The following is a 21,995-nucleotide window of genomic DNA, read 5'->3' as shown; positions in this document are numbered from 1 at the left end:
TGACTAAATCTTACTATATATGCTCAATAAAAGCATTAAATTTTTAATCGAAAACAAATTCATAGCAGTTTTATTGCTAATGGTTTTAATAGGTTGGGGTCTTATTCATTCGCCTTTTCAATCAGATCTGTTTTTCTTACCGAATCACCCTGTAGCGGTCGATGCAATTCCAGATATTGGAGAAAATCAACAAATAGTTTTTACGAAATGGTCAGGAAGGTCTCCTCAGGATATTGAAGATCAAATTACTTACCCGCTTACTACATCGTTATTAGGAGTTCCGGGAGTGAAAACTATTCGTAGTTCCTCTATGTTTGGGTTTTCTAGTATTTATATCATTTTTGAAGAAGATGTAGAGTTCTATTGGAGTCGTAGTCGCATCCTGGAAAAACTAAATTCATTACCCAATGGATTACTGCCTAATGGAATAACACCATCATTGGGACCAGATGCTACAGGCTTGGGTCAAATATTCTGGTATACACTAGAAGGTCGTGATGAAAACGGAAAAGTGACTGGTGGTTGGGATCTGAATGAGTTAAGAAGTATTCAGGATTATTATGTTAAATATGGTTTATCCTCAGCCAGTGGAGTTTCAGAAGTAGCATCGATTGGAGGATATGTTCAGGAATACCAGGTAGATGTAAACCCTGAATTAATGAAGCAATACAATATTGGGTTGCATCAAGTTGTACAAGCAGTAAAAGAGAGTAATCGTGATATCGGAGCTCAAACTCTGGAGATTAATCAGACGGAGTACCTAGTTCGTGGTTTAGGATATGTTAAATCCATTGCTGATATAGAAAATGCCACTGTAGGCGCCGAAGAGTATACTACGATTAGGATAAAAGATATTGCAAAAGTCTCTCTAGGACCAGCAGCCCGACGTGGTATTTTGGATAAAGAAGGGGCGGAGGTTGTAGGTGGAGTGGTAGTCGCTCGATATGGAGCAAACCCAATGGAAGTGATCGCCAATGTAAAGGATAAAATCAATGAACTGAGTTCAGGATTACCTTCTAAAATTCTTAAGGATGGCCGTACTTCTCAGTTAACAATAGTTCCTTTTTACGATAGAACTGAATTGATTCAGGAAACCTTAGGAACGTTAAAAGAAGCGTTAACTCTAGAGATATTGATTACTATTTTGGTGATTGTTATTATGGTTTTTAATCTTCGAGCTTCTATTTTAATTTCTGGATTATTACCAGTAGCAGTTTTGATGGTTTTTATAGCCATGAAAATGTTTGGAGTAGATGCGAACATAGTAGCACTATCTGGTATTGCCATTGCTATTGGTACTATGGTTGATGTAGGCGTTATACTTTCAGAAAATATCATACGACATCTTGATGAAAACAATGAAGAGTTGCCTGTTAACACGGTGGTATATAATGCTACCGCAGAGGTTTCTGGAGCTATTCTAACAGCTGTTTTAACGACTATCATAAGTTTTGTTCCCGTTTTTACGATGATTGGGGCTGAGGGGAAACTTTTTCGTCCATTAGCATTTACTAAGACTATGGCATTAACAGCATCTATTATTGTAGCCTTGTTTTTAATACCTCCTTTTGCTGCATATTTATTTAAAAAACGATCTGTTAAAAAAACAATAAGTTATACAATCAATAGTACACTGATAGTAGCTGGAGTGATAGCGATTTCCTATGGTATTTTATTAGGTCTTATTCTTATTGCATTTGGTGCTTCCAGAATTTTACAACGTACTAATAAACTTTCTATGAAGAAAGTAAATCTAATTAATATTATAATCTCTGCAATAACTATTGTTTTTCTGCTTGCAGAGTATTGGAGACCTTTGGGAGTTGATAAAAGTATTTTTTGGAATTTGATCTTTGTAGGATGTATATGTTTTGGATTGTTAGGAATATTTTCTTTATTCAGAAGATATTATGTTATCATTTTAAACTGGGCACTTGATCATAAATTGTTATTTATGTCATTACCTATAGGAATAGTAATTTGTGGTGTGTTTATTTTCCAAAATACAGGAAAGGAATTTATGCCATCCCTTAATGAGGGTTCTTTTCTATTGATGCCCACTTCACTACCACATGCTGGAGTTGAGGAAAATAAAAGAGTATTACAGCAGTTGGATATGGCCGTAGCTACTATTCCAGAGATAGAAACTGTTGTCGGTAAAGCAGGAAGAACAGCATCTGCATTGGATCCTGCTCCATTATCCATGTATGAAAATATCATCCTTTATAAACCAGAATACATCTTAAATGATAAAGGTGAACGTCAACGTTTTAAGACGAACAATAATGGATTATTCCAGTTGAAGGATGGAAATTTTGTTTCTGATGCTAAAGCTAGGAAAAATCAATTAATTCCTGACAAAGATGGTGAGTATTATAGAAATTGGCGGTCTGATATTAAATCTCCCAATGATATTTGGAAAGAAATAGTAAGAGTTACCAGACTACCAGGAGTAACCTCTGCTCCAAAATTACAACCTATAGAGACCAGGCTAATTATGCTTCAAACCGGAATGAGAGCTCCAATGGGGATCAAGGTAAAAGGACAAGATTTGGCGTCTATTGAAGCTTTCGGGATACAATTAGAAGGTGTTTTAAAGCAAGTAGAAGGGGTTAAATCTGAAGCTGTTTTTGCGGATAGAATTGTAGGGAAACCTTATTTATTGATTGATATTGATCGCGATCGTATTGCACGTTATGGAGTTTCCATCGAAAAAGTTCAACAAATACTAGAAGTAGCTCTAGGAGGGATGACACTGACAGAAACCGTTGAAGGAAGGGAGCGATACGGAATAAGGGTACGATACCCTCGTGAGTTGCGTTCTAATCCAGAGGATATTAAGAATATTTATATTCCTGTAGCACAAGGAAATCCAATTCCTCTAAGTGAATTGGTAACAATTAGATACGAACAAGGGCCACAAGTGATAAAAAGTGAAGATACATTTCTTGTGGGGTATGTGTTGTTTGATAAATTAGATAATTATGCAGAAGTTGATGTAGTAGAAAATGCTCAGAAATTGATCAAAGAGAATATAGATGCTGGAGAATTAAGAGTTCCTAAAGGAATCAATTATCAATTTACTGGTACCTATGAGAATCAATTACGAGCTGAGAAAACACTCTCCTTAGTCGTTCCTTTTGCGTTACTTATTATTTTTTTGATATTGTATTTTCAGTTTAAATCAGTGACTACATCTTTGATGGTTTTTACCGGAATTGCGGTAGCTTTTGCAGGTGGATTTTTGATGATTTGGTTGTATGGACAAGATTGGTTTTTAAATATTAGTTTCTTTGGAGAGAATTTGAGAGATTTATTCCAAATACATAAAATAAACCTAAGTGTAGCCGTTTGGGTAGGATTCATAGCATTATTTGGTATTGCTACAGATGATGGAGTTGTTATGGCTACCTATTTATCACAAACTTTTAAAAGAAATAAACCAAAAACATTAAAAGGAATCAGGACCTCAGTTGTAGAGGCAGGTGTAAAAAGAATACGTCCTTGTCTAATGACTACAGCTACTACAATTCTGGCGTTGTTACCTATATTAACATCGACCGGAAGAGGAAGTGATATTATGATACCCATGGCAATACCTAGTTTTGGAGGAATGCTAATTGCCCTGATCACATTGTTTGTGGTGCCTGTATTATTTAGTTGGAGGGAAGAGATTATTTTAAAAAATGAAAAGTTATAAGCTAAAAAACTTTTAAAGAATATCAAATAAAGATAAAAGAACAAAGAATAAGGAAAATAGGTGAAATGTATAGTGATATGAAAATAAAAATGATTTGGTTTGAAAAATTTGTAAATCAAGAATTTGGAAGCATTAGGAGAAATATTTTTATTCTCTTTTCTTTATTCTCTTCTCTTTTTTTAAGCGGTCAAACCTTACAGGAATATATAAAAGAGGCAAAAGAAAATAATCCAGAACTCAAAGCATATCAGAATGGATTAGATGCTAGTATCGAAAAAGTAAATGAAGCAGGAAGCTTACCTAACACTAAGATCGGTACAGGATATTTCATCAGTGAACCAGAAACTAGAACAGGTGCGCAAAAAGCTAAGTTTACAGCCCAACAGAATATCCCATGGTTTGGTACTATAAAAGCAAGAAAAGAAACGGCGTCCACAGAAAGTGATGTACATAAAAATGAATTAGAAATCGCAAAAAGAAAGATCACGCTACAAGTGGAGCAAACCTATTATAAACTATATGAGCTTAAAGCCAGTCAGAATGTATTGGATGAACAAGATATATTATTAGATACATATATTGAGATTGCACTTAAAGAAGTAGAAAATAATAGAGCTTCTACCGTAGATGTTTTAAAGTTGAATATCGCAAAAAACAATCTTGAAAATCAAAAGGAAATTCTAAAAGGAGAAATTCTTACTGCAGAAACAGCTTTGAATCAATTATTGCATAGAGATGGTTTTGATCCTTTAGCTGTTCCTGATAATTTATTTATTCCCGAAGAAGAGCCAACCATGATGTTGGATGACATCACCTATCACCCTGAATTAATTACCTATGATCACCTGAACGATTTGCTGGACAAAAAAGAGAATGTGAATGCTAAAGAAGCGTTACCATCTATTGGTTTAGGACTGGATTATGTAATTGTTCAGGAACGTCCTGATGTAAGTTTCTCTGATAACGGTAAAGATATTATTATGCCTATGGTCTCTCTTTCGGTACCACTTTTTTCTAAAAAACATAAATCTCGTTCTAAACAATATGAACTTCAAAAAGAAGAAGTGTTTCAGAAAAGAGAAGCTTCTCAGAATAATCTGGAAAACCTCATGGAGAAGGCTATAAACAATAGGATTACCGCTCGAATTAATTATGATACACAACAGAAAAATATAGAACAAGCAAAGCAAGCAGAGAAGATACTATTGTCTCAATACCAAACCGCTCAATTAAATTTTGAAGAGATATTGGATATTCAGCAAATGGTACTGGCTTTTGAAAACAAAAAAATTCAAGCTATTGCAATGTATTTTATGCAAACTGCAATTTTAAATTATTTGAGATAATAAACAACAAGCCAATATCACACCAAACCTGTCTAAGTATTATGAAATATAAAATGAAGAACGCAAAAAAATGAATATGATGAATAAAACAATTTTTAAAATTACAGCCCTAGCAATACTATTATCAATAGTATCTTGTGGAAAAGATAAAAAGGAGCAAGTAAAGTCCGTTCCAACAAAAGAAGAGACTATCAGTATAAGTGATGTAGATCTCAATATCACAGATTCTAGAAGTGAAGTTGTTTTTACTGATGAAAATATTGATAAAATATACAATCAATATTTGATGATAAAAAGAGGTTTAGTAAACTCTGATTATCAAGTTGTACGTCAGGAAGCAAAAAAACTGGATGAACTTATTACAGATGCCGAAGAAACTAAACAATTAAAGGCGACCGCAAAGCTGATTTCACTTACTAAAGAGGTTAAAAAACAAAGAGATTTTTTTGTTACTCTTACTGCAGAAACCGAAAAACTGATTAGCTCCGCAGATATTACTTCTGGAGAGGTCTATAAGCAGTTCTGTCCAATGGCTTTCGAAGGTAATGGAGGGTATTGGTTGTCTGACTCTAAAGAAGTTCGTAATCCTTATTATGGAAATAAAATGTTGAAATGTGGTAGTGTGAACCAAACGATAAAATGAAAAAGAAATATCATATAGAAGGAATGACTTGCCAAGGTTGCAGATCCGGTGTAGAAAATATATTAAATGCAATTCCGGAAGTTACAAGTGCAACCGTAAATCTCGAAAACAAAGAAGCCATTGTCGTGTCTAAAGAGCAGTTGAGCATTGAAGTTTTCAAAAAAGCAGTACCGGATAAATATACAATTACGGAAAAAGGAGATAACCCTATTGGTAATGACCAAATTTCAAAAGAGAAAAGTGAATTACAACAACTGTATCCGCTTTTCTTGATTTTTGGATATATCACAATCGCTTCGTTTTTAATTAATTACAACACTTGGCATGCTGATAATTTTATGCTGGATTTTATGGGGTTATTTTATGTAGTATTTAGCTTTTTTAAACTTCTTGATTTAAAAGGCTTTCCAGAATCCTTCAAGATGTATGATCCCTTGGCAAAAGTATTGCCAATCTATGGTTGGGTCTATCCTTTTATAGAAGTTGGATTAGGACTTATGTTTTTAATGCGTTTTAAGATTAACATTGCTTTAGGTGTAACTGTTCTGATATTAGGTATTACAACTATAGGCGTTACCAAAGTATTGGTTGATAAAAAAAGTATCCAATGTGCGTGTTTAGGAACAGCTCTTAAATTACCAATGACCAAAGCTACTTTTATAGAAAATACAATTATGCTAATAATGGCTATATCAATGCTTATAAAGATATATTCTTAAGAAAAACACACAATAATGGTTAAAAGAAAAACAGCAATAGTTATCAGAAAAGCACATCGCTATCTCGGTATATTTTTAGGAATACAATTCCTGATGTGGACTATTAGTGGTTTATATTTCAGTTGGACCGATATTGATGAAATACATGGGGATCAGTTTAAGAAAGAAGTAAAGCCGACCGTTCATAATGATTTATCCAGGTTAGATGTAGTTTCATCAAAGTTTGATATTTCTTCTTTGGAATTAAGAACGATTGCAAGCGAGCCATACTATTGGATTAATGATAGTGTTTTAGTGCATGCGCAATCTGGTGCTGTGAAGTCTAAAATTTCTGAAGAGGAAGCGTTGACCGTAGCCTCAGAGTATATATTAGAAGATTTGCAGGTTTTGTATGTTGATTATATAACAGAAGTTGGAAAACATCATGAATACAGAGGAAGAGCTTTACCGGCTTATGTGATTAATTATGACCATCCAGAAAATGTGAAGGCATATATTTCGGCTACAGATGGATCTTTTCAGCGAGTTCGTCATCAATCTTGGAGATGGTTTGATTTTTTATGGATGACACATACTATGGATTATGAAGGAAGAGATGATTTTAATACAATCGTACTAAGAGTCTTTTCTTTGCTTGGATTGATAACGGTGCTTAGTGGTTTTGTGCTTTGGTATATTTCCTCACCGACACTTAGAAAATTTTTTAAAAGATGAGTAAGATGAAGAAGAACGTTGTATATATCGGTATTGCATTATTAACAGGACTATTGTTAGGGTATTTTGTTTTTGGAAGAAATGTTAGTACAGAAGCTGATGTAGCACACGATCATAGTGAGGAAGTTTTCGATCAGACTTGGACCTGCTCTATGCATCCACAGATTAAGAAATCAGAACAAGGAGATTGTCCAATATGTGGTATGGATTTAATACCAACTGAAACTAACAATTCTGGGCTAAGTATAGATCAATTTAAGATGACCGAAAACGCTATGGCTTTAGCCAATATCCAAACTTCTATTGTAGGAGGAGCTATTAAGAATTCTGAAGATTTAAAACTTTCTGGTAAAATCAAAGAAAATGAAGAAGCCAATACAGCTCAAGTAACTCATTTTTCAGGTCGTATAGAACAACTTTTTGTAAATTCAGTAGGAGAGCAGGTATATAAAGGGCAGGCAATTGCTACCATTTATTCACCTGAGTTAGTTGCCGCTCAGCAAGAATTATTAACAGCTGCAAAACTTAAAAAAGACCAGCCGGAATTGTATAAAGCAGTTAGAAATAAATTAAAACTTAGAAAACTTTCCGAAAAGCAAATCAATAAGATAGAATCTTCTGAAGAAATTAAAGAGACTTTTACCATATATTCTCACGTTTCAGGAGTAGTTTCTCAAAAAATGGTAGAGGAAGGAAATCATATAGATAGAGGGCAAATACTCTATAGAATGACAAACCTAAGTACTGTATGGGCTTCTTTTGATGTTTATGAAAATCAAATTGGATTGATAAAGAAAGGGCAAAATATCAAAGTCACAACAAATGCATATCCTAATAAAAGTTTTGATGCTACAATTTCATTTATAGATCCAATTTTAAATACGACTACAAGAACAATTACCGTACGAACAGTATTAAAAAATAATAATTCAATTTTTAAACCCGGAATGTTTGTTGAGGGAATTATTTCAGTTATTAATACAGAATTGGATACTACTATTATAGTTCCCAAAAGTAGTATACTATGGACTGGAGAACGCTCAGTTGTATATGTTAAGATGCAATCTGATCAGCCAGTTTTTGAGATGAGAGAAGTAACTCTTGGTGATGCTAAAGGAGATTCTTATTTGATTCTTGATGGGCTTAAAAAAGGAGAAGAAATCGTAACTAATGGAACTTTTACAGTAGATGCTGCCGCTCAATTACAAGGAAAAAAATCCATGATGAAGCGGAATAAGATGACAGATACGATTAATAATGGAGAAAGAATTGGCAAAATGTATTTATCTAGTAGTTTTCAAAAAGAGTTTATTACTAATTTATCTACATATTTTCTTTTAAAAAATGCATTAGTAGCAAGTGATGCTAATAACGCTTCTCTGTTTTCGGAACAGATGTTAAGAGGGTTAAAAACCATAAATACTTCTGAATTACGGAAAACAGAATTAGATTATGTTGATGTGATTATTCAAAAGCTAGAAGGAATGATCAATAAAGAAAATTTAAAAGATCAACGAGAGTATTTTGTAATGCTCAACGAAAGTTTGGAAGCATTAGTTAAAAATTTTGATAACCTTTCAGATACAATCTATATCCAAAAATGCCCTATGGCAGATAGTAATAAAGGAGCTATTTGGTTAAGCAAAGAAGAAGAAATTAGAAACCCGTATTTTGGAGACCAAATGCTTACTTGTGGCAGTATAATTGATACTTTAGACAAAAATTAATATTTATTTCATTAACAAATTTATTATTGTAAATGTTAAAATATTAACTTTTTTTATTAATTGTAAACTAAAAGAACGTATCTTTAATATAGGGAAATATTGGATTACGTTTTTTAATAGATTACTATAGCTAGAGCTGTATGGTATTTTTTTGTGGAGAAAAAAACCGTATGGACACTTTTTATTATGCTTAAGCTATTCTAATAAATGTAATCAGAAACGAAAGGGATATGGTAAAAAAACTACTTTTTATTACATTTTTAGCCTTACTTTTTTCTTGTAAGGAAACTTCAGTAGCTACAATGACTAGTGCAAGTACATTGGCTTTGCTAGAGAAATCTAAATCCATTCAGTTGCGTGCAGAAAAGGTGGAAAAGCACATGCAGAAATGGCAGGACTCCTTGGATAGACACGACAATCAAGCGGTTAGTAAAAATCAGATAAAGGATGATGAATTTGTAAACATAGAAAAGTTGTCAAACTATTTCGTCTTAGACATGAAATATGCTACAAAAGATAATTTTTTAAAAAAGGCCGTGTATTCTTGTGCTAAGTGTTATGTGAGAGGTGTGGTGGCAAAAGCACTAATTAAGGCAAATAAGGATTTCATTAAAAAGGGGTATCGGATAAAACTGTTTGATTGTTACCGACCTCATAGTGTGCAGAAAAAAATGTGGAAAATCTTTCCGAATCCAGGTTACGTAGCAAACCCAAAAGGAGGGTCTATTCATAATAAAGGTGCTGCGGTAGATATTACACTTACAGATTTAGAAGGGAATCAATTGGATATGGGGACTGATTTTGATCATTTCGGAAAAGAAGCACATCATTCCTATAAAGAACTATCGGATAAGGTCATAGCTAATCGTAAATTACTTAGAGAAATTATGGAAAAGCATGGATTCTCTATCATAAGAACTGAATGGTGGCATTATAACTTTAAGAGCAAAAAGTTTAAAATTTCTGATTTTAGGTGGAAGTGTAGTTAGTTTTTATTCGATGATTTTTTTATCATCTATTGGTTAAATTGATAAAAGTATCTTTTGACCAATAATCGGTTTGTTTTTTTATAAAAAAAACAGCATTCACAATTTGTGAATGCTGTAAGAGCACAATTATAAAATCGGAAAAAATTAGAATTGTTTCTGTGTTTGTTTATAAATATTTATAAGCTAGTGTTGTTAAAAATTCATCAAACTCTTCAGAAGTAACTAAGTTATAGAAAACCTGAATAGCATTCTGATAATTTTTGCTTTCGAAAAGAGCTTTTCCTGCCTGTTTTTCAACAGTTTTCAGTTCATCCTCAAAAAGCATATGAAACATATTTTCATTAAGAGTTAAACCATTATCCATTTTAACCTCATTCTTAAGCCATTGCCAGATCTGAGTTCTACTAATTTCGGCAGTTGCAGCATCTTCCATAAGATCATATAAGGCAACTGCACCATTTCCTCCTAACCAAGTGGCGATATAGTGAATTCCTACATTGATGTTTTTTCGAATTCCACTTTCAGTAATGGTTCCTTGAGGGATTTCGAGAAGATTTTCTTCTGTTACGACAACGTCACTTCTTTTTACATCTAATTGATTAGGCTCTTGCATGTGCATATCAAAAACATGCATTGCTAATGGTACTAATCCAGGGTGAGCTACCCAAGTGCCATCGTGACCATTCTTTACTTCACGCTCTTTGTCTGCTTTTACTTTTGCAAAGGCAAGTTTATTACGTTCTTCATCACCTTTTATTGGAATCTGAGCAGCCATACCACCTATAGCTAGAATATTTCGCTTATGACATCTTTGGATTACACGTTTACTATATGCATCCATAAAAGGACTAGTCATTGTTACCTGATCACGATCTGGAACTACAAATCCTTTATGGTTTCTTAGTTTTTTAATGTAACTAAAGATATAATCCCATCTTCCACAATTAAGCCCCACAATATGTTCTTTTAATGCATAGATAATTTCATCTAATTGGAAACTTGCGGTAATAGTCTCAACTAGCACAGTCACCTTAATAGTGGCATGTTCGATGCCTAAGTACTCTTCAGAGAAATCAATTACATCATTCCACCATATAGCTTCTGTAAAATGTTCTAATTTTGGTATGTAATAATAAGGAGCAGTTCCATTTTCTTTTAATTGTTCATTGTTATGAAATACATATAGTGCAAAATCAAATAAGGAAGCACTGATCTCTTCTTCCTCAATTAAAAGGTGCTTTTCGTTAAGGTGTAACCCTCTTGGACGTACAATTAATGTAGCTACTTCTTCATTAAGTTGGTACGTTTTATCCTTTTTAGGATTGTAGAACGAAATAGTTTTATTGACAGCATCCGTAAGGTTTTTTTGTCCTTGTAGGCAGTTTTCCCATAAAGGAGCATTGCTGTCTTCAAAATCTGCCATAAACGTCTTTGCACCAGAATTTAATGCATTAATGACCATTTTTCTATCGACAGGACCAGTGATCTCGACTCTGCGATCCTGAAGATCCGCAGGAATTGGAGCTGCTGACCATTCGCTGTTGCGAATCTCTTTAGTGTTTTCAGGAAATGATGGATAGGTTTCCAGATCAAACAGCTGTTGCTGTTGTTCCCTGTTTCTTAAAAGTGTCAACCGTCTTGCGTCAAAACGATTGTGCAACGCTTCGAGAAAAGCTAAAGCACCATCCGTAAGAATCTCTGGATGATAATTTTTCACCTCTTTCGTAAAGCTAATTTTTTGATTTAGGTTTGTTTGAATCTCCATCGTTTTAAAGTTTAAAATAGTTAGTTAATCCGACCTTTTGAATTGCCTTCCAATAGTAATTTTTTCCTAAATGCCCATTATGGGCTTCCATAACTATATCGTTTGAGTGAACAATATTAAAAAAAAGTTTTTTATAAAACAAGCGAACGTTCGCTAAATGTGAATTTTTTGTTTTTGAAAATGTTCGCAGAAATTGCTACTTTTGGTTTTATGGCAATAGCAGAAGAATATATTAGATTGATTTTCGGTCTGAAAATCAAGCAGATACGAACAGATAAGGATTTGTCTCTTTTTGGATTATCCAAGCTAAGTGGTTTGTCTAAGTCGTATTTGAATGAGATAGAAAAAGGAAAAAAGTATCCTAAAACTGATAAAATTATTAAGCTTGCAGAAACTTTAGAGGTTCCATATGATAGTTTAGTTTCTTTAAAACTAGACAAAAACCTAGCTCCAATTGGTGAGATTCTGCAATCGGGAATCCTTGATGAAATCCCACTCGAACTCTTTGGAATACAACAAAGTGATCTTATCGATATCATTGCAAATGCACCTTCTAAGGTAAATGCATTTATCAGTACGATTATAGAGATTGCTCAGCATTACAATATGAGTAGAGAAGGGTTTTATTTAGCTTCTTTACGATCGTATCAAGAGGCGCATAACAACTTTTTCAAGGATCTTGAAGATACTGCTATACGTTTTGCAAACTCCTATCAACTAGATTTGTCGGGTAATATAACTGCTGCAGAATTAGAAGAGATTTTGATCGAGGAATATGGATATACTATTAATACAGCTGGAATACCACATCACGAAGAACTTGATAATTTAAGATCTGTATTTGTTCCATCAACAAAAACGCTGCTTTTATCCGATAGAGTAGATGAACCTCAGAAAACATTCATTTATGCAAAGGAATTGGGGTATCAGTATATGGAAACTAAACAGAGACCTTATACTTTTACTTGGATACGCTATGATAATTTTGAAGAGGTTTTACATAATTTTTACGCATCTTATTTTGCGGGTGCTTTAATTATACCAAGAAACCATCTGAAAGAGCATCTGAAAGATCTCTTTAGCGAGAAACGATTTTCTGAGAAAGCTTTTCATAAAATAATGAAGTTGTATAATGCTTCTCCGGAGTCCTTTTATCAACGTCTTACAAATATTTTACCGAAGGATTTTGGGATGCAGAATGTATTCTTTTTAAGATTTACACATAAAAAAGGAATAGAGCGATTTAATTTGGTGAAGGAGTTGCATATCACACACCAACAACAACCCCATGCCAATGAAATAAATGAACATTATTGCAGAAGATGGATGGCTATTAAGACATTACAGCGAACTGCGAATGAAGATATACCCTATTCTTTTGATATTCAGATTTCTGATTATGCGGATACAGATCAACAATACCTGGTGTTTACATCGGCAACTAAGGATCCGTTTAGAAATGATTATTATCGCAGTATAGGAATTGGATTTTTGATTTCATCAGCTTTGGAAAAAAAGATCAATTTTGTAAATGATTCTAAAATACCAAAAGTAAAAGTTGGTGTTACTTGCGAATCTTGTTCTATTATGGATTGCGAAGTTAGAAAAGCACCACCTAAGCGATTATTGGCAAAAGAAAAGTATAAAAGAACTTCTCAGTTAGTAGCGGATATTGTTAAGGAGTATTCATAATCTTATTACCAACAAGACATGAATAAGTCTCTCTTTGAACAACATAAAAAACAGGGGAACTATATACAACTATCTGATACAAAAGCTTTTGTTTTTGATAAAGGAGAAGGGGTTCCCATTGTTTTCTTCCATGGTGTTCCTGCATCATCGTTTTTGTATAGAAAAATTATCAATACTATTTCCATAAGTGGAGTAAGAGGCATTTCTTTTGATTTAGTGGGAACTGGTTTGTCTGAAAGACCAACTGATTATAATTATAGTTGGACCGGTCTTGGGAACTGGTCCGTAGAGGTTATTGAAAAGTTGGGTCTAAAGAAATTTCATATAGTGCTTCATGATATTGGAGGTCCTGTTGGTTGTGAGGTGATCTCTAAAATGCAAGACCGAATTTTATCAGTAACCATTTTGAATACACTTTTGGTCAACTTACCGAAATTTAGGAAGCCTTTTCCAATGGGATTCTTCCCTTTGCTCGGGATTGGGGAATTATTTGTAGCCACAACGACTCCCTTTTTATTGCAAAAGTTGATGCATCTTAGAGGGATTCATAAAAAAGAAGTTTTTGGAATTGAAGTGGCTAAAGCGTATCTACAATTTTTAAAGGGAAAAGATAATGCAAAGTCTTTTCTAAAAATAATGAGAGGTTTTGAACCTACTGCAGAAAAGGAAAATTTATATATATCATCATTAAAAAATCTTAATGTTCCGAAACAACTAATTTGGGGTATGAACGATAAAGGACTTACTTACGAAAAATATGGTGTTCCGATTAAAGATGCTTTAAGGATTGAAAAAGTTATACAAACTAAGGGTTCTCATTTTTTGCAAGAAGATTACTCTAAAGTTATAGTTGAAAAACTTCTTGAGCTTATCAACGAATAACTTTTGAATAGGCTATCTAATAAATACAGTGCTTAATTTATCTAAATATTGTGATGTGGTTTCTTTTAAGTACACGCCCATCGCGATAGCTGTTTTGTCTAGTAGATTCATTTTAAAAAATGAATAATCAAATTGATGTAGTTGCCCACTGGTTAGGGAAATTCGTTTTTGTGCTAAAATTTCGCATTCAGAACTCGAGATGTTATTGATTCCTCCTGCATCAATATATGTACGTAGCCGATTTTCTGTATTGCTCAAAGCTTCTTCTAAAATTGCTAAGCTTGTCGCTGCATCTGCAAGAATTTTTCGTTGGATATTAATGTGATTAATGGCTATTTCTTTATCTGATTGTATCTGCTTATCGGTCTTTTCAATAGAATAATAATCTTTGTCAATATCGCGATTAAACTGTTTAATGGTTTCTAGATGTATGCTTCCCAGATCTCTCATTAAAGGAATGATTGCTTCAAACTTAGTCTGAAGCATACCATAATATTTGCGCTCTTTAGCTAAAGTTCCTTGATCATGTTTATCTTTTGCAATCAGGAAAAAATCAAGTATTCCTTTTTCTACTTCGTGATCGATTGCTCTTGTGCGTGTAAGTAATTGAGAAAATGGTTCTGCTTTTGAACTAAATTGTTTAATTAGTGTTAGTATCTCATCTAGGGATTCTTTTCCTGTTTCTTGAAAACGATCATTGTCTAAGTTTATAGGTTCAGGTTTGTGATCAGTAGGCTTGTTTTTCTTTTCATTATCCTCAAATAAGTCATCATATAAACTAGGCATGCTGCTATTAAAAGTTAAAGTTGGTTATTTTTATTAGTTCAAAGATACAGTTTTTAGAAGAGGATTGTATCATGCTGTACTGAGGCTATTATTAATTACAAACCCCGTTTCGAATTCTCGAAACGGGGTTTTATCTTTTTTAGCAATGATTTTATTCTTAATGAATTTGCTAAATAACTTCGCTGTCGTCGTGCAACCCACAAACAAGCTAAATAAATAGCCTGCGGTGGCTCACCGTTACATCATTCCAGGCATTCCTCCGCCCATTGGTGGCATTCCACCTCCAGCAGGAGCGTCTTCTTTAATGTCTATTAAAGCACACTCTGTAGTTAGGATCATTCCTGAAACAGAAGCTGCATTTTCTAAGGCGATACGAGTCACTTTCTTAGGATCTATGATACCAGCTTTTAGCATGTCTACATAATCTTCTGATTTAGCGTCATATCCAAAATCACCTTTTCCTTCTAGTACTTTAGAGATTACTACAGAACCCTCTCCACCTGCATTTTCTACAATAGTTCTTAGCGGAGCTTCTACAGCACGATTCACAATTTGTACACCAGTAGCTTCGTCTGCATTTTCGGTTTTTACTTTTTCTAGTACAGATTTAGCTCTTACTAATGCTACACCACCACCAGCAACGATACCTTCTTCTACTGCTGCACGAGTAGCGTGAAGTGCATCATCTACACGGTCTTTCTTTTCTTTCATTTCTACTTCAGAAGCAGCACCAACATATAGTACAGCAACACCACCAGCTAGTTTAGCTAAACGTTCCTGTAACTTTTCTCTGTCATAATCAGAAGTAGTGGTTTCGATCTGTGATTTGATCTGATTTACTCTGTTTTTGATTAAATCTTCTCCGCCAGCTCCATTAACAACAGTAGTGTTATCTTTATCGATAGCAACTTTTTCTGCAGTACCTAGGTGTTCTATAGTAGTGTTTTCTAAAGTAAATCCACGCTCTTCAGAGATAACAGTACCTCCAGTTAAGATGGCGATATCTTCTAGCATAGCTTTACGTCTGTCTCCAAAACCTGGAGCTTTTACAGCAGCAATTTTTAATGCACCACGCAGTTTATTTACTACAAGTGTTGCTAATGCTTCTCCATCTACATCTTCTGCAATAATTAAAAGAGGTTTTCCTGTTTGAGCAACAGGCTCAAGTACAGGTAATAAATCTTTCATTGCAGAGATCTTTTTGTCAAACAATAAAATGTATGGACTCTCTAGATCTGCAGTCATTTTTTCGCTATTGGTAACGAAGTATGGAGAAAGGTATCCTCGGTCAAACTGCATTCCTTCTACGACATCTACGTGCGTATCAGTTCCTTTAGCTTCTTCTACAGTAATAACTCCTTCTTTTCCTACTTTACCAAAAGCTTTAGCAATTAGATCTCCAATTGTTTCATCATTATTAGCAGAAATTGCTGCAACTTGTTTGATTTTATCAGAAGAACTTCCAACTTCTTTGGTTTGCTTTTCTAAATCCTCAGTAATAGCAAGAACAGCTTTGTCAATACCACGTTTAAGATCCATTGGATTGGCACCTGCTGCTACATTTTTAAGACCTTCTTTTACGATAGCCTGTGCTAATACAGTAGCTGTAGTAGTACCGTCTCCAGCAAGATCATTAGTTTTAGAAGCAACTTCTTTTACCATTTGTGCTCCCATATTTTCAAGAGCATCTTCTAATTCTACTTCTTTGGCTACAGAAACACCATCTTTGGTTACTTGAGGTGCTCCAAATGATTTACTAATAATTACATTACGACCTTTAGGTCCTAGAGTTACTTTTACTGCATTTGCTAATGCGTCCACACCGCGTTTGATTCCGTCACGTGCTTCTATGTCAAATTTTATGTCTTTAGCCATAATATTTTTTAATTTGTGTTTTTTGATTCAGTTTTTTAAACAATCGCTAGGATATCATCCTCACGCATAATTAAATAGTCTTTTCCATCTAATTTTAATTCAGTGCCGGAATACTTACCATAAAGAACAGTATCACCAACTTTAACAGTCATTTCGTGATCCTTCTTACCGCTACCTACTGCAGCTACCTTACCTTTTTGTTGCTTTTCTTGTGCTGAATCAGGGATGTATAATCCTGAAGCTGTTTGCGTTTCAGCTGGAAGTGGTTCAATAACCACACGATCTGAAAGAGGTTTAATATTTACTCCCATTATAATTAGTTTTATATTTTAAAATTAAAATGAATTATTTGATGCTATGCATTTCAGAAATTATGCCAGTGGTGTGATACTGACAAATTGAAATAAAAAATGCCGACTGTATGACAAGTCGGCATTTTATTTTTTGTTCTACAAGAATTAATCTTGTGGCGTGTCATCTGTTGTTGGTTCTGGTGTTACAGGTGTATCGATTTGTTGTACATCATTAGTGTCCACTGTAGGATCTTGATTTGATGTTGCATCCATAAGATCTACATTAGATAAAAGAATCAGTGCTAGTAGCAAAGTAGCTAATGCCCAAGTACTTTTATCTAGGAAATCTGTAGTTTTTTTCACACCACCTAATTGCTGTGTTCCACCGCCACCAAAAGAAGATGATAAACCTCCTCCTTTAGGATTCTGAACCATGATTACTACAACCAGTAAAAATGATACGATTACGATTAATATTAAAAAGATTGAAAACGTTGTCATTATATATTGTTATTTATTTTCTTGTAATTTTTTTATCGCTCGAATTTGGTCTGCAAAGAAACCACTTTTTTCGGGATTTTTCAAAATTAATATTTTATATGCTTGAATTGCCTTTTTATACTTTTTTTGAGCTAAATATACTCTGGCTAAAGTTTCTGTCATTAACTCATCTGGAGCAACCATATGTTTATCGGCTAAGTTGCGTGTAGGGGCGTTTTTTTCAGCAGGTTTAATCTTCGGGTTACTGGCTATAAACTCATCAATTAAATTAAATTTATGCCTTTGATCTGATTGCTTTTCAGTTTGAGTTTCTTTTGTAATTTCCCGGTTTTCATCCTTAATACTTTCTTTTTCTTCTTCTTCAGTGTTTCGATTTATAGGTTGTAAGGATGAAAGTTTTAGCCATTCGGCGAAAGAGTGTGCTTCTTTTTTATTAAAATCAAGAGGTTTGTCAACTTCTAGCTCTTTTTCGAGGTCTTCAGTAGACTTCGATACTTCAGTAGAATTAGTTTTTTCGGATTGTTCAATTATAGTTTCGGCGATAGTAATATTTCTCGAAGAGTCTTCTTCTTTAGATGAAAACAGAGCAGGATCAAGTACTTCTTCTGCCTCTTCTATTTTCATGGATACCGCATCATCTAATGAAATTCTAGAAAGTACTTTCACTTCTTGTGCATCTACTACGTCTATATCTGTTTTGCTTTTCTTTGATGTTACAGGATCTTCGATATCTTTATCAAAGAGTTTAGATGTAATAAAATCAAATAAAACGCCTCTATCTGTAGTATGTGCGGCTGTGGTTTTTAACTCTTGATTGTATCTAAAGCTTTCATCATCTTTTAAGCCTTTTAGTATCAAAGCTCTTACAGATTGAAAATATGGAAACTCTCGAATGATTCTTTCCAGATTTTCCGTTTGCTCCTTATTGATAGAAGAAGGTTTTTGAAATAGATATGTAAGTTCTTTAGTATTCAAAAAAAATAATGATTAAATTTTTACCACTTGGCTAAAGTAGCATTAAGTATATCCTGTGTAATTCTTTCAAAAATTATATCCACAGCTTCAGCTCTTACGGCAGTTTCGGATTGCGTGGCAGGAAAGTCAAAAAAGAAAGAAAAACGTTGTTCTAAATCTTCTTTAGGGTTTTTAGTATCATAAAAACGAACATTAACTGCGATAGTAAGTCGGTTTTGAGCAGCTGTGTTTTGTGAGGTAGCATTCGTTGGTATTACAACATCCTGAACAATTTCGCCTTCATACGCAATATCTCCATTAGACGTAACGAGATCCAGATTAGTTTGGTTTAGAATTAAATCTTGTAGCTGATTCGTAAAATTTTGATCAGTCCCTGGATTAATAATAGCTGCTTGGTTTTGGAAAAAAGCTACCTGAAACGTGGTAGCGTCTGTATTAATACCGCTAAAAGAGTATGCACCACAACCTTGAAGTACCGTGATGGCTATCAATCCAATTAAAATGTATTTTATTTTTTTCATCTGAATAAAGATTCGCATAAGTTTTAAGATTTATCTGTCCTATGATAGTAAGGATTTATAAATCATATTGCTTTATTTTTCGATATAAAGTTCGTTCACTAATTCCTAATTCTTCCGCAGCGGCTTTACGTTTTCCACGATGACGTTCTAAGGATTTTTTTATCAACTCTAGTTCTTTATCGTGTAATGACAGTGTTTCTTCTTCCTCAATTTCCTCTGCAAAATGATATTTGTCATCCTCTTTTTTGGTGGTCTCCGCAGGTGTTATCTGTAGAACCTCTGTTGTTGGCGCTATGGGTTCTTCAAATGGGATTTCTTCTTCCTCTTTATCATCGCGATAGATCTTTCTTATTAATCCCTCGTGTTCCTTTTGTACTTGTTGCGAATTTCCACTCTGCATCAATTCCATAGTTAACTTTTTGAGGTCGTTCAGATCGTTTTTCATGTCAAAAAGCACCTTGTATAAAATCTCTCTCTCGTTACTAAAGTCGCTATCTTTTTTGTCCGAAGAAATTACAGCAGGTAGATTACTTCCTATGTTAGGTAAATATCCTCGCAAAGTATTAGCTGATATGGTTCTGTTTTGTTCAAGGACTGATATTTGCTCTGCAATGTTGCGTAATTGTCTGATATTACCACTCCAATGATACTTCTCTAGTAATAGAGCAGCATCTTCTTCTAATCTAATAGTGGGCATCTTATACTTTGTGGCAAAGTCAGAAGCAAATTTCCTAAATAACAGATGTATATCTTCTTTACGATCTCGTAAAGGAGGTAATAGAATTTCTACCGTACTTAAACGATAATATAGGTCTTCACGGAATTTTTCTTTTTTGATGGCTTCAAACATATTCACATTTGTAGCTGCGACAATACGGACATCTGTTTTTTGTACTTTTGAAGAACCTACTTTAATGAACTCTCCATTTTCTAGTACTCTAAGTAGTCTAACTTGTGTCGTTAAAGGTAGTTCTCCCACTTCATCAAGAAATATCGTTCCGCCATCTGCTACTTCAAAATACCCGCTTCTTGTGGAAGTAGCGCCTGTAAAAGCTCCTTTTTCGTGGCCAAACAATTCACTATCAATAGTTCCTTCTGGTATAGCACCGCAATTAACAGCAATGTACTTTCCATGTTTTCTATGTGATAGCGAATGAACAATTTTAGGAATACTTTCTTTACCAACACCACTTTCTCCTGTAACCAGAACAGAGATGTCTGTAGGAGCAACCTGAATAGTTTTTTCTATAGCACGATTTAGTTTAGAATCATTTCCTATGATTCCGAATCGTTGTTTTGTGGCTTGAACTGATTCCATTTAATAGAACTATATTAATGTGTTTTCTATGTTAAACTTAATTATTGTCAGAATACCCTACTGCTTCTCCAAGTAAAGTTGCACTTGTGCATTCGTCGATGCGAACCATAACAAAATCTCCTATTTTATAATCGTCTTTAGGGAAAATTGCAACTATATTTTTTGTTGTTCTTCCGCTCCAATGTTTGTCTGATTTTTTAGATTCTTTCTCTATTAAGACTTCAAAAGTTTGTCCAATATAAGATTCATGTCTATAAGCACAATGTTTGCGTTGTAATGCAATTACCTCTGCAAGTCTTCTTTTTTTAACTTCTTCAGGAACATCATCTTCTAGTTTTCTTTCGGCTAATGTTCCCGGTCTTTCAGAATAGGCATACATATAACCGTGTTCATATTTAATGCCTTCTAATAGCGATAATGTATCCTGATGATCTTCCTCTGTTTCTGTTGGAAAACCAATAATCATATCTTGGGTTATGGAACAATCAGGAATGATTTGTTTTATGTTATCTACTAGCTCAATATATTCTTGGCGGGTATGTAAGCGATTCATAGCTTTAAGAATGCGATCGCTGCCACTTTGTATAGGTAGATGAATGTGTTTACAGATGTTCTTGTGTTTTGCCATTACTTCAATAACATCTAATGTCATGTCCTGAGGATTGGATGTAGAGAAACGAATACGTAATTTAGGATGCTTTTTAGCTACCAGGTCTAAAAGTTTTGCAAAATCTGTGGCAGTAGCTTTTTGTAAATCACTAGCCTTGTCAAAATCTTTTTTTAGTCCTCCACCATACCATAAATAACTATCAACATTTTGACCTAATAATGTAATTTCCTTAAAATTATTAATAACCAGATCATCAATTTCTTTCAGAATACTTTGCGGATCACGACTTCGTTCTCTTCCTCTGGTAAAAGGTACTACGCAAAAAGTACACATATTATCACAACCTCTGGTGATAGAAACAAATGCAGAAACTCCATTGCTTTGTAAGCGAACTGGAGAGATATCTCCATAGGTTTCTTCTTTTGATAAAACTACATTTACCGCATTGCGTCCTGCATCAACCTCTTCTATCAAATTAGGTAAATCTTTATAGGCATCAGGTCCTACTACGAGGTCAACAATCTTTTCTTCTTCTAAGAATTTACTTTTTAAGCGTTCTGCCATACAACCTAGAACACCCACTTTCATGCTTGGATTTATTCTTTTTACTGCGTTATATTTTTCCAGGCGTTTTCTAACTGTTAATTCTGCTTTTTCACGAATAGAACAGGTGTTTACCAGAACCAAATCAGCATCTTCAAGGTTTTGAGTAGTATTAAAACCTTCTTTAGCTAAAATTGAAGCTACAATTTCGCTGTCGCTAAAATTCATTTGGCATCCATAGCTTTCAATAAAAAGCTTTCTGGTATTTCCTTCTTTTTTGTCCAGAGACAATGCTTGCCCTTGGATGTTTTCATCAATAATCTTCTCCATGTATAATAATATCCTTGTCTATTCAACTCAAATAGTGTGCAAAGATACTCTTTAAAACGACATATG

General features: G+C 34.1%; 18 protein-coding genes. 9 read left to right on the top strand and 9 right to left on the bottom strand.

The window, feature by feature from the left end:
• Nucleotides 1–19 precede the first annotated feature (19 nt).
• The 7 genes from Q0829_RS16535 to Q0829_RS16505 all read left to right on the top strand — a co-directional run bounded on the left by Q0829_RS16535 (nt 20) and on the right by Q0829_RS16505 (nt 9,838).
• Nucleotides 20–3,700, top strand: a complete 3,681-nt coding sequence (locus tag Q0829_RS16535) for an efflux RND transporter permease subunit (protein WP_298545198.1) — start codon at nt 20–22, stop codon at nt 3,698–3,700.
• A 77-nt stretch (nt 3,701–3,777) separates the two neighbouring features.
• Nucleotides 3,778–5,046, top strand: coding sequence for a TolC family protein (locus Q0829_RS16530; protein WP_298545197.1), 1,269 nt, complete (start codon nt 3,778–3,780; stop codon nt 5,044–5,046).
• Nucleotides 5,047–5,125: 79 nt separating this feature from the next.
• Complete coding sequence (locus Q0829_RS16525) at nt 5,126–5,689, top strand: DUF3347 domain-containing protein (protein ID WP_298545195.1); 564 nt, start codon at nt 5,126–5,128, stop codon at nt 5,687–5,689.
• On the top strand, nt 5,686–6,408 hold the full coding sequence (locus Q0829_RS16520; protein WP_298545192.1) for a MauE/DoxX family redox-associated membrane protein: 723 nt from the start codon (nt 5,686–5,688) through the stop codon (nt 6,406–6,408). Before Q0829_RS16525 ends, Q0829_RS16520 begins: the two co-directional genes overlap by 4 nt.
• A gap of 15 nt (nt 6,409–6,423) precedes the next feature.
• Nucleotides 6,424–7,122, top strand: a complete 699-nt coding sequence (locus Q0829_RS16515; protein WP_298545190.1) for a PepSY domain-containing protein — start codon at nt 6,424–6,426, stop codon at nt 7,120–7,122.
• Between the two features lie 5 nt (nt 7,123–7,127).
• Nucleotides 7,128–8,849 carry an efflux RND transporter periplasmic adaptor subunit gene (locus tag Q0829_RS16510; RefSeq protein WP_298545188.1) on the top strand — a complete coding sequence of 574 codons (1,722 nt, stop codon included), beginning with the start codon at nt 7,128–7,130 and terminating at the stop codon, nt 8,847–8,849.
• 230 nt (nt 8,850–9,079) lie between these two features.
• Nucleotides 9,080–9,838 (top strand): M15 family metallopeptidase, encoded by a 759-nt coding sequence (locus Q0829_RS16505; RefSeq protein WP_298545186.1) that lies wholly within the window; start codon nt 9,080–9,082, stop codon nt 9,836–9,838.
• 166 nt (nt 9,839–10,004) lie between these two features.
• Here the strand turns inward: Q0829_RS16505 and aceB are convergent, their stop codons facing one another.
• Nucleotides 10,005–11,603: a malate synthase A gene (gene aceB / locus Q0829_RS16500; protein WP_298545183.1), complete on the bottom strand. Its 1,599-nt coding sequence runs from the start codon at nt 11,601–11,603 to the stop codon at nt 10,005–10,007.
• Between the two features lie 180 nt (nt 11,604–11,783).
• Between aceB and Q0829_RS16495 the strand changes: the two genes are divergently transcribed.
• Nucleotides 11,784–13,295: a helix-turn-helix domain-containing protein gene (locus Q0829_RS16495; RefSeq protein WP_298545181.1), complete on the top strand. Its 1,512-nt coding sequence runs from the start codon at nt 11,784–11,786 to the stop codon at nt 13,293–13,295.
• An 18-nt stretch (nt 13,296–13,313) separates the two neighbouring features.
• Nucleotides 13,314–14,177, top strand: coding sequence for an alpha/beta hydrolase (locus Q0829_RS16490; protein ID WP_298545178.1), 864 nt, complete (start codon nt 13,314–13,316; stop codon nt 14,175–14,177).
• Between the two features lie 12 nt (nt 14,178–14,189).
• Here Q0829_RS16490 and Q0829_RS16485 read toward each other — a convergent pair whose 3' ends face one another.
• The 8 genes from Q0829_RS16485 to miaB all read right to left on the bottom strand — a co-directional run bounded on the left by Q0829_RS16485 (nt 14,190) and on the right by miaB (nt 21,929).
• On the bottom strand, nt 14,190–14,963 hold the full coding sequence (locus Q0829_RS16485; RefSeq protein ID WP_298545176.1) for a hypothetical protein: 774 nt from the start codon (nt 14,961–14,963) through the stop codon (nt 14,190–14,192).
• A 237-nt stretch (nt 14,964–15,200) separates the two neighbouring features.
• Nucleotides 15,201–16,838 (bottom strand): chaperonin GroEL, encoded by a 1,638-nt coding sequence (gene groL / locus Q0829_RS16480; protein WP_298545174.1) that lies wholly within the window; start codon nt 16,836–16,838, stop codon nt 15,201–15,203.
• A gap of 35 nt (nt 16,839–16,873) precedes the next feature.
• Nucleotides 16,874–17,149, bottom strand: a complete 276-nt coding sequence (locus tag Q0829_RS16475) for a co-chaperone GroES (RefSeq protein WP_219007873.1) — start codon at nt 17,147–17,149, stop codon at nt 16,874–16,876.
• 147 nt (nt 17,150–17,296) lie between these two features.
• A complete protein-coding gene (gene secG, locus Q0829_RS16470; RefSeq protein WP_298545169.1) occupies nt 17,297–17,632 on the bottom strand; it encodes a preprotein translocase subunit SecG in 336 nt (111 codons plus the stop codon).
• A 9-nt stretch (nt 17,633–17,641) separates the two neighbouring features.
• Entirely contained in the window at nt 17,642–18,607 is a 966-nt protein-coding gene (locus tag Q0829_RS16465) for a hypothetical protein (protein ID WP_298545168.1), read from the bottom strand.
• Between the two features lie 20 nt (nt 18,608–18,627).
• Entirely contained in the window at nt 18,628–19,128 is a 501-nt protein-coding gene (locus tag Q0829_RS16460) for an LptE family protein (RefSeq protein ID WP_298545166.1), read from the bottom strand.
• A gap of 55 nt (nt 19,129–19,183) precedes the next feature.
• Nucleotides 19,184–20,446 carry a sigma-54 dependent transcriptional regulator gene (locus Q0829_RS16455; protein ID WP_298545164.1) on the bottom strand — a complete coding sequence of 421 codons (1,263 nt, stop codon included), beginning with the start codon at nt 20,444–20,446 and terminating at the stop codon, nt 19,184–19,186.
• Nucleotides 20,447–20,483: 37 nt separating this feature from the next.
• Nucleotides 20,484–21,929 carry a tRNA (N6-isopentenyl adenosine(37)-C2)-methylthiotransferase MiaB gene (miaB, locus tag Q0829_RS16450; RefSeq protein ID WP_298545162.1) on the bottom strand — a complete coding sequence of 482 codons (1,446 nt, stop codon included), beginning with the start codon at nt 21,927–21,929 and terminating at the stop codon, nt 20,484–20,486.
• Nucleotides 21,930–21,995: the final 66 nt, after the last annotated feature.

Source organism: uncultured Aquimarina sp. (assembly GCF_947492405.1).
In the GTDB taxonomy this organism is placed as follows: domain Bacteria; phylum Bacteroidota; class Bacteroidia; order Flavobacteriales; family Flavobacteriaceae; genus Aquimarina.
Note: the sequence above shows the minus strand (reverse complement) of the source record. Positions and strands in the feature narration are given on the sequence as shown.